Source organism: Novacetimonas sp. GS1 (assembly GCF_036686925.1).
GTDB lineage: Bacteria > Pseudomonadota > Alphaproteobacteria > Acetobacterales > Acetobacteraceae > Novacetimonas > Novacetimonas hansenii.
The window spans coordinates 3,253,843-3,266,146 of the sequence record NZ_VSZP01000001.1; the positions used below are offsets into that span (position 1 = coordinate 3,253,843).

The 12,304-nt window shown below is 57.4% G+C and carries 12 protein-coding genes; 7 read left to right on the plus strand and 5 right to left on the minus strand.

Annotation, left to right across the window (positions count from 1 at the left end; all coding sequences use genetic code 11):
- The first annotated feature begins 16 nt into the window (after positions 1-16).
- Genes leuS through holA form a run of 3 tightly spaced genes read left to right on the plus strand, consistent with a single transcriptional unit; the run spans position 17 to position 4,470 of the window.
- A complete protein-coding gene (gene leuS, locus FYB92_RS14275) occupies positions 17-2,653 on the plus strand; it encodes a leucine--tRNA ligase (RefSeq protein WP_332828842.1) in 2,637 nt (878 codons plus the stop codon).
- The gene (locus tag FYB92_RS14280; RefSeq protein ID WP_332828843.1) at positions 2,654-3,454 is read left to right on the plus strand and encodes a hypothetical protein; all 801 of its coding nucleotides are present in this window, start codon (positions 2,654-2,656) and stop codon (positions 3,452-3,454) included. It abuts the gene before it with no gap.
- Positions 3,451-4,470, plus strand: a complete 1,020-nt coding sequence (gene holA, locus FYB92_RS14285; protein WP_075595915.1) for a DNA polymerase III subunit delta — start codon at positions 3,451-3,453, stop codon at positions 4,468-4,470. The genes FYB92_RS14280 and holA overlap by 4 nt, the downstream gene beginning before the upstream one ends.
- Before the next feature lie 722 nt (positions 4,471-5,192).
- Here the strand turns inward: holA and FYB92_RS14290 are convergent.
- Both FYB92_RS14290 and FYB92_RS14295 read right to left on the minus strand, forming a co-directional pair.
- Entirely contained in the window at positions 5,193-6,218 is a 1,026-nt protein-coding gene (locus tag FYB92_RS14290; protein WP_332828844.1) for an MYG1 family protein, read from the minus strand.
- A 116-nt stretch (positions 6,219-6,334) separates the two neighbouring features.
- A complete protein-coding gene (locus tag FYB92_RS14295; protein ID WP_192264932.1) occupies positions 6,335-6,892 on the minus strand; it encodes a methylated-DNA--[protein]-cysteine S-methyltransferase in 558 nt (185 codons plus the stop codon).
- A gap of 652 nt (positions 6,893-7,544) precedes the next feature.
- Between FYB92_RS14295 and FYB92_RS14300 the strand changes: the two genes are divergently transcribed.
- Positions 7,545-7,865 (plus strand): aspartate/glutamate racemase family protein, encoded by a 321-nt coding sequence (locus FYB92_RS14300; protein WP_332828845.1) that lies wholly within the window; start codon positions 7,545-7,547, stop codon positions 7,863-7,865.
- On the opposite strand, the gene FYB92_RS14305 is transcribed toward FYB92_RS14300, so the two are convergent.
- A protein-coding gene (locus FYB92_RS14305; RefSeq protein ID WP_332829030.1) for an IS5 family transposase occupies positions 7,855-8,633 on the minus strand; the annotation gives its coding sequence in 2 pieces (ribosomal slippage) (positions 7,855-8,294 and positions 8,294-8,633; 780 coding nt in all). The genes FYB92_RS14300 and FYB92_RS14305 overlap by 11 nt on opposite strands.
- A gap of 68 nt (positions 8,634-8,701) precedes the next feature.
- On the opposite strand from FYB92_RS14305, the gene FYB92_RS14310 reads away from it, so the two are divergent.
- Positions 8,702-9,088: an aspartate/glutamate racemase family protein gene (locus FYB92_RS14310; RefSeq protein WP_332829031.1), complete on the plus strand. Its 387-nt coding sequence runs from the start codon at positions 8,702-8,704 to the stop codon at positions 9,086-9,088.
- A 137-nt stretch (positions 9,089-9,225) separates the two neighbouring features.
- Here FYB92_RS14310 and FYB92_RS14315 read toward each other — a convergent pair whose 3' ends face one another.
- Positions 9,226-9,471 (minus strand): hypothetical protein, encoded by a 246-nt coding sequence (locus FYB92_RS14315; RefSeq protein ID WP_332828846.1) that lies wholly within the window; start codon positions 9,469-9,471, stop codon positions 9,226-9,228.
- Between the two features lie 297 nt (positions 9,472-9,768).
- Here FYB92_RS14315 and FYB92_RS14320 point away from each other — a divergent pair, with 297 nt between their 5' ends.
- Both FYB92_RS14320 and FYB92_RS14325 read left to right on the plus strand, forming a co-directional pair.
- Complete coding sequence (locus tag FYB92_RS14320) at positions 9,769-10,029, plus strand: hypothetical protein (RefSeq protein ID WP_003617804.1); 261 nt, start codon at positions 9,769-9,771, stop codon at positions 10,027-10,029.
- A 600-nt stretch (positions 10,030-10,629) separates the two neighbouring features.
- A complete protein-coding gene (locus FYB92_RS14325) occupies positions 10,630-11,250 on the plus strand; it encodes a cupin (RefSeq protein ID WP_332828847.1) in 621 nt (206 codons plus the stop codon).
- On the opposite strand, the gene FYB92_RS14330 is transcribed toward FYB92_RS14325, so the two are convergent.
- Positions 11,162-12,190 carry a LysR family transcriptional regulator gene (locus tag FYB92_RS14330; RefSeq protein WP_332828848.1) on the minus strand — a complete coding sequence of 343 codons (1,029 nt, stop codon included), beginning with the start codon at positions 12,188-12,190 and terminating at the stop codon, positions 11,162-11,164. The genes FYB92_RS14325 and FYB92_RS14330 overlap by 89 nt on opposite strands.
- Positions 12,191-12,304 lie beyond the last annotated feature (114 nt).

Below are 12,304 nucleotides of genomic sequence, written 5' to 3' on the forward strand. Positions count from 1 at the left end.
GGACCAGATGACCAAGATGACCGATTCCAAGCCCCCCGCCGATACCGCCGCCGTCCCTGCCTATGACTTCGCCACCGCCGAGCCGCTGTGGCAGGCGCGATGGAAACAGAGCGGCGTCTTCGACGTGCCTGACGTGCCCCCCGCCGACCGGCCGAAATATTATGTGCTGGAAATGTTTCCCTACCCTTCGGGGCAGTTGCACATGGGCCATGTCCGCAATTATACGCTGGGCGATGTGGTTGCGCGTTACAAGCGTGCGCAGGGGTTCAGCGTGCTGCATCCGATGGGATGGGATGCATTCGGCCTGCCGGCGGAAAACGCCGCGCGGGAACGCGGGGTCCATCCGGGCAAATGGACGATGGACAACATCGCGGCCATGCGCACCACGCTCAAGCAGCTTGGCTTTTCCTTCAACTGGGACCGCGAGATCGCAACCTGCCTGCCTGAATATTACGGCAAGCAGCAGAAGCTGTTCCTTGACATGCTGGCAGCCGGCCTGGTGGAACGGCGTGAAAGCTGGGTCAACTGGGACCCGGTGGACAATACCGTACTGGCGAATGAACAGGTTGTGGACGGTCGTGGCTGGCGTTCAGGCGCACTGATCGAGCAGAAACAGCTTTCGCAATGGTTCCTGAAGATCACAAAATTCGCGCCGCAACTGCTTGATGGGCTGTCGCACCTGCCGCGCTGGCCCGAACGGGTCCGCACGATGCAGGAACGCTGGATCGGCCGGTCAGAGGGCGCGCGCGTGCGCTTTGGCCTGCATCAGCCACCGGCAGGATTCGACGTGGATCTTGATTCGGTGGAGGTGTTCACCACACGGCCTGATACGCTGTTCGGGATGTCGTTCCTCGCCATCGCGGCTGACCACCCGCTGGCGGCCAAGGTCGCGGCGAAAAATGCGCAGGCGGGTGAATTCATTGCGCAATGCCATCGCCTGGGCACGTCCGAAGAAGCCATCGAGACCGCGGAAAAGCGTGGTTTCGATACCGGCCTGCGCGTGTCGCATCCCTTCATGCCGGACAGGTCGTTCCCGGTCTGGATCGCAAATTTCGTCCTGATGGATTACGGAACGGGCGCCGTGTTCGGCTGCCCCTGCGGCGACCAGCGTGACCTTGATTTCGCCAACAAGTACCACCTGCCCTTCATTCCCGTCATCTTGCCGCACGATGCCGACCCACAGACCTTCGCCGTCACCGACAAGGCGACCGACGGACAGGGCACGCTGTTCAATTCCGCCTTTCTTGACGGCCTCGACATCGCAAGCGCCAAGAAAGAGGCGATCGCCCGCCTGGAAGGGTTGGGCGTGGGCCGTGGCGTGGTCAACTGGCGCCTGCGTGACTGGGGCATTTCCCGGCAACGTTACTGGGGCTGCCCCATCCCCATCATCCATTGTCAGACCTGTGGTGCGGTACCTGTCCCCGACGCGCAGCTTCCGGTGGTCCTGCCCGATGACGTGACGTTCGACCGTCCGGGCAACCCGCTTGAACATCACCCGACATGGAAGCATGTCGCCTGTCCCAGATGCGGCGCGCCCGCCACGCGCGAGACGGATACCTGCGACACATTCGTGGACAGTTCATGGTATTTCGCCCGCTTTACCGCCCCACACGCCCCACACCCCACCGTGGTCGCGGCGGCGGACGGGTGGTTGCCGGTGGACCAGTATATCGGTGGGATCGAACATGCGATCCTGCACCTGCTCTATGCACGTTTCTTTACCCGCGCGATGCATGAAACCGGGCACCTGAATGTTGATGAGCCGTTCGACGGATTGTTCACCCAAGGGATGGTCAACCACGAAAGCTATCGCGACGCGGCTGGCAACTGGCTCTATCCTGATGAGGTCGAACGCACGGGCACGGGGGCAAGCCGCCGTGACACCGGTGACGCGGTCACGGTCGGCCGGGTCGAGAAGATGTCCAAATCCAAGCGCAACACCGTGGCGCCGATCACGATCATCGACCGTTTCGGCGCGGATACGGCACGCTGGTTCGTCCTGTCGGACAGCCCGCCGGAACGGGACATGGAATGGACGGAATCCGGTGTGGCCGGGGCCGCGCGTTTCCTGCAACGCCTGTTCCGCGTCGTGCGCGGTGTGGCGGCACAGGTCCCGACCGACGCCCCCTGCCCCACGCAGGTTGCCAAACCCGCCGACGCACTGCGCCGCACGACCCACCGCACCATCGTGGCAGTGACAGAAGCCCTCGAAGGGTTCAGCCCCAATGTCGCGGTCGCGCGGCTGCATGAACTGACCAGTGCGCTGGCCGATGCGGAAAAGCATGCGGACGAAGACGGCGTCGCCTTTGCCCGGCGTGAGGCGGCCGGGGCGCTGGCGCTGTTGTGCGCACCGATGATCCCGCACCAGGCCGAAGCGATGATGACACTGCTGGAACCCGCAGGCAGGCCGGTGGTCGAACGCACATGGCCCAAGGCGCAGGAGGACCTGCTTGTCGCAAGCGAGGTCACGATCGCGGTGCAGATCATGGGCAAGCTGCGTGGCACGATCGCGGTGGCCCCCGACCTGCCCAAGGACGAGGTCATCGCCCGTGCGGAGGCCGAACCCAATGTCGCGCGCCTGCTGGAGGGCGCGCGGATCGTCAAGCGCATTTACGTGCCGGGGCGGATCGTCAACCTTGTGATTGCGAAATAGATGATACGCTTTTCGTGTCGTCGCAGCGTATCGCCGCTTTTTGCGGCCGCATTTGTGGTCATGATGGGCGGGTGCGGTTTCTCGCCCATGTACCAGACGACAGGAAAGCATATCGGGCCTGACGGCAAGGCCACGGTGACGGATGTGGCGGCCGAACTGCAACAGGTTTATGTGCCGCGCATCACGGAACGTTACGGCCAGCAGTTGCGACAGTTCCTGCAACAGGACCTTGGCGGGGCGGGGCCTGAAAACCCGACCCGCTACAGCCTGCGCATCCGCACCTACATGATGAACGAGGCGGTGGACATCCATTCGGATAATACCAGCGGGCGCACCCGCACCACTGCCTTCGCCCACTGGCAGCTTTATACCGTCAGCGCCAGCCCACGCCTGCTGGCCGAAGGGGATGCGAACATCATCGACGGCGTCAACAATACATATGAACAGTATTTCGCCCTGTCGCTGAACCTTGAGACCGTGCGCACCCGCGTGGCGAAGAACATGGCCGAACAGATTACCCAGCAGGTGGGGGTATGGTTCCGCACCCATGCCAAGCCCGCGACAGACGGGTCGGACGCGGAACAGAACCAGCCTCGCTTCATCGACCCCGACTCGATCGCCAACGCCAGCAGCAACAACCAGATGCCATCACAACGCCCCGGTGCGGACGGCCTGCCCGCACTGGCCACGGGGCGGTCGAATTCACAGCTGAATGACGAAAGCGACGTAGGCACCTCCGTCAGCGTCGGGAGCGACAGCCCCGATAATGTCAACATCGGTGGCAGCGGTACCAACCAGTGAAGATCAGCCCGCGCGCAATCGCCAGCACCCTGCGCGACCCGGGCGCATGGCGTGTCATATTGCTGCATGGCGAAGATACCGGCCTGATCCGTGAACGCGCGACACAGGCGGCGCAGGTCATTACGCCCGAACTGGATGATCCGTTCCGTGTCGCCATACTGGGTCGCGACGCGCATGACCGCATGGCGGAAGAATGCGCTGCACTGTCACTTGTCGGGGGGCGTCGCGTCGTTTGGGTGCGCGAGGCGCGTGATGGCCTGACGGGACCGGTCAAGGAGTGCCTGGCAGCCGATACGGACACATTGCTCATCATGGAGGCGCCAGGGCTGGAGTCCCGCTCCAAACTACGTGCCCTGCTGGAAAAAGCACCGAACTGCGCCGCCATCGCCTGCTACCCCGAAGAAGGTCGCGCGCTTGAGGGCAGCATCCGCCAGATGCTCTTGGCCCTTGGGGTGGAGATTGATCCCGACGCGCTGTCATGGTTTGCGGAACGCGCCAGCCCGGACCGCGCCGCAACCCGTGCAGAGGTGGAAAAACTCTTCCTGTTCGCGGGACAGGGCGGGCGTCTGACACATGAAGACGTTCAGGCCTGCATTGGCGATGCCGCCAGCGTATCGCTTGAGGATGCGGCCTTTGCCGCAATGTCGGGCGACCGGGCGGGGGCCGACCTTGCGATCGAACGCGCGATGAGCACCGACCGCATGAACCCGATTGGCGCGGCACGCGCGCTGCTGTCGCATATCCACCGGCTGCGGCGTGTGCGTCTGGCGATGGATGCGGGACAGGGACGTGCGGACGCCATGTCCGCCCTGCGGCCACCGGTCTTTTTCAAACGCACGGAACAGTTTGGCCGTGCCGTCACGATATGGGATGCAGATGCCCTGATGCAGGCGGCCACATGGACACAACAGCTTGAACTGGCCTGCAAGCAGACCGGCAGCCCAGATGTCGTGCTGTGCAAACGCCATATCGCACGCCTTGCCACACAGGCGCGGATTATGGCGCGGCAGCGCTAGGCGCGTCATAAAACATCCCCCCGACCCGACATGTTTGCGGGGACATTTTCAGAAAATATAATATACTTTCAAAGAATTTCGAAAATATTGACCAGCCTGCGCCATGTTGCAGCATGGAGGCGGGCATGGCGTTGCATATTGTACCGATGGGCATGGCCATATTGATACTTGCCCCACCCCGGCCCCTCGGCTAGATATAATGGGTGTATGTCCGCGTAGCTCAGCAGGATAGAGCACAGGATTCCTGGTAGCAATTGGGCGTCACGACGGGAAACCACGTGGCGGATCTGCTCAAATTCGGGGAACGCTCTGGCAGGAATGCCGTGCCAATCCCGAGCCAAGCCCGGCCCCATGCCGGGAAGGTGTAGAGACTGGATGGGCAGCGCCTACCGACCCCCCTATGGTGGGTCCATGGCGAAGGGACAGTCCAGACCACGAACGCCATCGCATGATGGCGGCGGCGAAAGTCGAAGTGGGATGAATCCTGGGGCCGTGGGTTCGAATCCCGCCGCGGACACCAACATACCACCCCGCCGATCGTGACCGACCATCCTGCAAAAGATGGCAGGCAACGCAAAAGCCCCATAAGGCAACCATCGCATCCATCACGATGACGCCTGGGGCATCTTTTACAAAATCCCTGAAGCACGCCGCCTTTTTTCAAAAAGGCGGCGTCCGAGAGCTCCTATGGTGCGTATCTGTGTCGTGTCTGTGCGCTGGCCTCATGCGCCCTTGTTCTGGGAGGCGTCGATTTCCAGCGCAAGGCGCGCCATCTCCAGCGCCCCTTCCCTGCTGCCTGCGCCACAGATGAAGCGTGCGGGATGGGCGAACACTGCATCCGCCACCCCTGACACCTTGGCCAGAGCCTCTCCATCAAGTCCGCGCCAGGCTTCAGGCAGAGAGACACGCTGCCCGAAATCACCCCGCACGGGAGGGACCGCCTTGACGTTCCAGCGGCCGGGCGCGGCGGGCGAGACAACATAGACGACAGGCAGGTCATGCTCGAAAATCACCTTTTCGGTCGGCATACCCGTCTCCATGACCAGAATACGCTTGTCCTGCGCATTCGCATACGCTTCGAGCACACGATCCGTTGCCTTCAGGCTGGCACGGACGCGATCGACCGTATTGACAAGATAACCCGCGACCGCGCACGCGGCATCGGCGAAGCCTACACTTTCACGCATCGCAGCTTCTTCGGGACCGTAAAGTTCCGCCGTGTCCCAGACGGGGCGGCAGGACGAAACGATATCCGCCAGCGACAGCTTCTCCAGCTTGACCACACCATTATCATCAAGGTCGATCGGCAGGACCAGTGACTTGTCAATCGCCTGCCAGATGATGGGCAGCGCCGCGTCATCCACTGGGGCCTTCAGGATATTGCGGATCGCGGCAATGCCATAATCCTTCCACAACAGGCCCGCCGCGCTATAGGGAGTGCCGTCCTCACGCAGGGGCTTGTCCTTCATATGGTGGTCATAACGTCCCTTTTGCAGGTCATAGATACCGCCGACGTCAAACACGATATCCGCCGCACGGATACGTTCGGGCGAACGCGTCCGGCCGAAATCCAGCCTGTCAGTCGGTACGGTCCCAAGGACGCGGCCGCGCAGGTCGCCATGGGGGGCAAGCGCGTAATGCAGGATGACATATCCCAGCGTCTCATCAACGTGAAAATTCCCCGAATGCGTCAGGGCTTTGACGGTTGCGGCCTCATTACCGAGGCCAACGGGGGTATAGTTTGACATATCAGGACCTACCAACAAACGGGAATGAATGGACGCCAGTGCCCCTCATGCCGCAAAGAGTATGGCAAGACAACCAGCGCCCCCGCATCCACATCCCCCGCCGCCATTCCCGGCCCTTACCGCGCGATGGCCGCCGCCGTGCCGGTGGCTTCACGCAGAATCAGTGCCTGTTTGCGCGCAACACCCCAGCGATAGCCTGACAAGGTGCCATCACTGCGCACGACACGATGGCAGGGAATGACCACCGCCAGCATATTCGCAGCACAGGCCCCCGCCACCGCCCGCACCGCCGAAGGTGTACCCAGCCGACGCGCGATTTCAGCATAGGTTACGGTCGTGCCCGGCGCGATGGCCTGCAAGGCCGCCCACACCCGTTTTTGAAACGCGGTGCCACCGATATCAAGAGGCAGGTCGAGTGCGTCCGACTCCCCGTCGATAAATGCCACCACATGCCGCAGATAGTCATTGGCGCAGGGATCGCCAAGCACAAGTTCCACCCCCACGAAGCGCGCACGCAGGTCATGCACCAATGCATCCGCGCCATCGCCCATCGCGATGGCCACCACGCCATTCGCCCCCGTCGCCAGCATGACCGTGCCCAGGGTACATTGCCCCACCGCCACGCCCAGCCGCCCTGTCGCGGCATTGCCCCTGTGGACCGGAACTGTCGTCATCGCCTGCTTTCCCCTGCATGGTAACAATGCTGCATATGTCCGACATTACACTGCCCCGCTGGAACGGACCACGGTGATCGTCAGGGGGATCGGTCAGGGGGATCGGTCAGGGGCAGAATGTGCAACAGGGCAAATATGGGACGCGGTCGGGCAATCTTGGGAATTATTTTTTGAAAATACAATGTATTTCAATGCTTTTCGCACAAACATTGTGCCCCTAAGCTTTTATGGTTTCCATAGGCTATCGGGGCTGGTTTTTGCAAAATATCTCCGATCAAACAGTCATTCCCTAAACTGCCCTCAGAGACCGTATTGAAAAGGTAAGTCCGATAGATTGTGAAATCGTAAAAGTTTTGGTGAATCTTTTTTCAAAAAGCTTTGAAAATACACCACCTTTTTCGATCAAAAGGCAACACCAAAAATCTTCTTCCATTGTTTATCAACGACTTGTGTTCAAACAGTCTCTCAGCGAGAGCCACCAAAGACAGGGCGCATGCCCCCATTAAAAGAGGGTTCGCAGTGCCCAATGGCAACCGATTGGACATCGAGAAAAGGGCAGAAACCGCCTCCATTATCCAAAAGTATCCAAGGCTGACATCTATGCAGAAAATTCTAGAGTTCGTGAAACGTTACATTGTCAGGAGATATTAAAATGAAAAAATTAGGATTGATTGGCGGAACAGGCCCTGAGTCCACAATAATTTATTATAAAAAGATAGAATATGGCGCCAATAAAATTGTAGGTGAAAACTTCTTTCCCAACATCAATATTGAAAGCCTAAATGTATTTGATGTTCTTAAATTCTGCTCAGAAAAAAACTATGATGGTTTAACCCACTATATCATGAATGGCATTCGCAACCTTGAGGCCGCAGGATGCAACATCATATCACTGACCGGAAACACGCCACATATCGTTTTCGACACATTACGTACGAAATCTTCTGTCCCATTAGGGCCTGTTAGGCCTTGATATAATCTGCTGTAGCAGCGATGAGGATGACGGAGAGGAAGGACGCGGCTGTCTTTTCGTATCGGGTCGCGACAGCCCGCCACTCCTTGAGCCTTGCCCACAGGTTTTCGACCAGATGCCGGTGTCTGTAAGCCCATTTGGGACAGGCGACTTCCGGATCATTCTTCCTTGGCGGGATGACGGGACGAGATCCACGGTTCCAAAGATCTTCACGAAATTTATGTGAGGCATACCCACGATCGCAGACGACATAGATTGGTGGGTATGGCAGAGCGTCAAGCAGGGCATAGGCACACGGTAATTCATGTGCCTGTCCGGGTGCCAGCGTGAAGGACAGTGCCCTGCCATGACTGTCCGCAGCTACGCAGACCTTGGTGCCAAATCCTCCACGTGAGCGGCCAAGAGCCTCACGATCCTTTCGGCGTTCTCTGTGCCCCCTTTTTTAGCCGCTCCAGCCGCCTTATGATGGGCACGGATTGTCGTGCCATCAAGAAAGACCATGCCAAGGTCTTGATCCCTGTCTTTGACCTTTTCAAAGAGGCGCTGCCACACACCGAGCTTCGACCATCGAATGAACAACTGTGCTGCAATCCACCAGGGACCAAACTCTGATGGCAAGGCACGCCACTTCGCGCCGTTCTGATGGCGCCAGAAAATCGCGGATATCGTCCGTCGAAGGTTCTTTGGTGGGGTCTTGCCCTTCGGACGGACTTCCTCGATCAAAGGCTCCCAGACGGACCATGCGGTATCGGAAAAGACAGACTGCATCATGCTCATCATAAACAGATATGCAGTCTGTTCTGTCATTTAAGGTCTAACAGGCCCTAGTCAGTATAATTGAAGCCACTCAAAAAGAAGCAAAAAAATTAGGGTATAAAAAAGTCGGGTTATTAGGAACCCGTTTCACCATGGAAGAAGATTTTTTCAAAAAACCCTTTCAGGAAGAAAAAATAGAAATATTTTCACCTCAAGGAGAAGATTTAGATTTCGTTGCAGATAAAATATCTCACGAATTAGAACATGGGATAATAAAAGAAGAAACAAAATGTGGATTTTTGAAAGTTATTGAAAATATGATCCACACTTATGACATAGAGGCAATTATATTAGGATGCACGGAATTACCACTTATTTTTGACAGCATGAACCTTACGATACCCTGTCTGGACACCTTGGAAATACATGCAAACGCACTTATTTCCGCCATGGAATTAGGCAATTAATCGAGATCAATATCTGACAATAAACAATATATTCACGAAAACCAGATTATATATAATTAATTCCATTCCATTGCAAACCAGCAGGCACAACATGCATACTGGTTTGCGCATTCGGGTTTGAAATATTTTATATGATTTTATGATTTTGAAGCATATTTGTAATTTACATATCGTCTGATATACTCATTCAGACCACGTCCTGAATCAGCAAGTATTTTCATACGCTCAACATGATCCATACCGGCACTACCATAGGTATAAATGTAAGTTGTTTGCTTACCCTTCCCGAAAATCACTTCGATGGAAGTTGCATCATATGCATATGATACAATGCTAGAGTCACCATCAATATTTTTATAAGTTGGCAAATATTTACCCTTCATCCTAATTTCATAGATTGAAAATAATTCCTACACGAGATTCAATTAACATATCATTTATTTAAATACCCATGTTTATGCTTTTGCGGACTACAATTCCTTGGGGTAAAATTATAAACGAGGTTTGCCGCTGAGTGCGATGAACAGCCCAGCAATACCGAGAGTAAGGGTAAATCACCAGCGGGCCGGAAAATGGTTCCTGCGTGCAAGTTGGAGATTTTGCCGTCGCGGGCGGACTGGCAGTGAGGACCACAAGTAGCTTAGAGTAGTCTTCCACGACAAAGAGAAAAGGATTCTGTGATGGCCGAGGAAATTCATGAGATCGTTTTAACCGAAAATACAATTCTTTTGCCGGGCGACAAAGTTAGGGTTGGTCCCGATGTAAGTTCCCCTTTCAAAAGTAAAATTAATGAAGAGGGAAAGTGTGTAGATGCTGTAAATTCTTCCAGAGGCCTTTCAGTCCAAATACAATTTAATGATGGTGCTATTATCAAAGGTTCTCGCAGCGGCCTGATTTTGACGGAATTTTATACGGGCGCTGCTCCCGGCGGGAAGTATTAACCCACCATGCGTACAACACCGTGGATAGCGAGCACTGTCACAAAATAATGACACGTGAGAACGCGGGGTTAAGCACGTTTTTACTGTACATGCGTGGGGTTTTGTGATTCTGTTACGGGATTCTGGAAAGAATAGGAAGGAAATGGACATCTTCAATTAATGTCCCATAGGATCTGACCATAAGGCTGCATGTCATTATCTACGGTATTTTCAAAATGCTACAGAATTACAATTAGGCATTAGCAATGGGTCCTCCTTTTTCCATTCCGACAATATGGTCGGCGTCATTATCGGACATTTTGACCAAGCACCCGCCTCCCCCATGCATGTAGCGTTATCCTACCGCCCTTGCGCTGACACTTCGCCATCGCATCGGTTATTACACTATATCCATCCACCTCCCGCCATAGAACGGGAACGGCAGCACCACACAGGAAAGGCATTCGCCCCGACAGAATGAGACACGATTACTCTGCCAGCCAATCCCGGCCGGGGTAAAATGCCCTCGGGCGATACAGGGGTAAATATGGTTGCAACCCGCCTGCCCCTCATACGTCCTGATATATAGATGGATGGGCACGGCAGAGCAGGACCCCGATCATGAGCCAGCACAGGACACAGACCGGACGCCGACAGTTCCAGACCATCCTTGGCATGCTTGGGCTGGTGATGTGTGGCAAGCATGTCCGCACGGCGCGCGGGGCCGCCGCCATGCGCAATGCACCGGATGCCTTCATGCTGTCACCCGATGGGTGGGTTCCCAACAATGCGCACCTGCCGGTGCTGCATTACCATAACGCCCTGCCCATCCGCGGCGGCGACCCGGCGGTCGGGATGGAGGCACTGTTTACCGCCAATGGATGGCCACCACGCTGGCGATGGGGCGTCTATGACTTCCACCATTACCACAGCACCGCGCATGAGGTGCTCGGGATTATCGCGGGTTCCGCGCAACTGCGCCTTGGCGGGCCGGGGGGACGGCTTGTGACGGTGCGCGCGGGTGACGTCGTGGTCCTGCCCGCAGGCACGGGACACAGGAACGAAGGGTCGAGTAACGATTTCCTTGTCGTGGGGGCCTATCCCCCCGACCAGGATTTCGACCTGCAACGTGGCCCCATCACGCGCGCCGCCATCACGGTGATGGGGCGCCTGCCTTTCCCGCCAACGGACCCGGTGCAGGGGCGCGCAGGCGCGCTGACACGGTTATGGCATCCGGCATGACATCGGCTGGCAAAGACGTGCGCGGCGCAGGATGGGCCAATGGCTGTCCGGGGATATGCAGAACCTCTTCCAGCCAGTCGGCAAAAAGCTGTATCCGGCGCGACAGATGCTTGCGGTGCGGATAAAGCAGCGCCATGGGCAACGGGGCCGCGCGCCATTGGGGCAGCACCTCCACCAACGCCCCCGACTGTACAAGGGCGGCCACGTCATAGGCCGGAACCTGGATCAGGCCCAATCCGGCAAGGCAGCAGGCGATGGAGGCCTCCGCACTGTTAACCGTGACACGACCGGACATGGGCAGGCTGTGGGTCGCACCACCTTCCTCCCATTCCCATGCCTCGATCCGCCCGGTGGAGGGGGAGGCATAACGCACGGCCAGATGATGGGCGAGGTCAGCAGGAACCTGCGGTATCCCATGTTGGGCCAGATAGGCAGGAGAGGCGACATTGACCAGATCAAGGTCCCCCATCCGGCGTGCAATCAGACCGGAATCATGCAGCGGGCCGACGCGCAGGACACAGTCGATCCCGTCCTCCACAAGGTTGACGGCCCGGTCAGTCACACCAAGTTCGATATCAACCCCCGGATACCGCCCAAGGAATTCAGGCAGGCGCGGCGCCACCAGCAACCGCCCGATCCGGCCCGGCAGGTTGACCCGCAGCAGGCCACGCGGGCTGGCCCCGTCATGGCGGAACAGATTTTCCGCCTCCTCCACATCTGCGATCAGGCGCAGGCAATGGTCATAAAATGCCATACCGTCCGCCGTGGGTGTGACAGATCGGGTCGTGCGCGCCAAAAGCCGCGCGCCAAGCCGTCCTTCCAGTTCCTGTATGGCAGTGGATACACTGGAACGCGGCAGATTCAGTGTCTCGGCCGCACGGGTAAAGCTTGCGCTCTCCACCACGCGGGCGAAAACGCGAAACAGGTCGATCCGGTCCATGCGCCCCCTACCTGCCACCATCGCGACAGACTGTTCGTGATTTACGACATATGTTGTCAGGAAAGGCAACTTTATCTCGATATCGCAAATGATACGCTCATTCCACACCTTCCC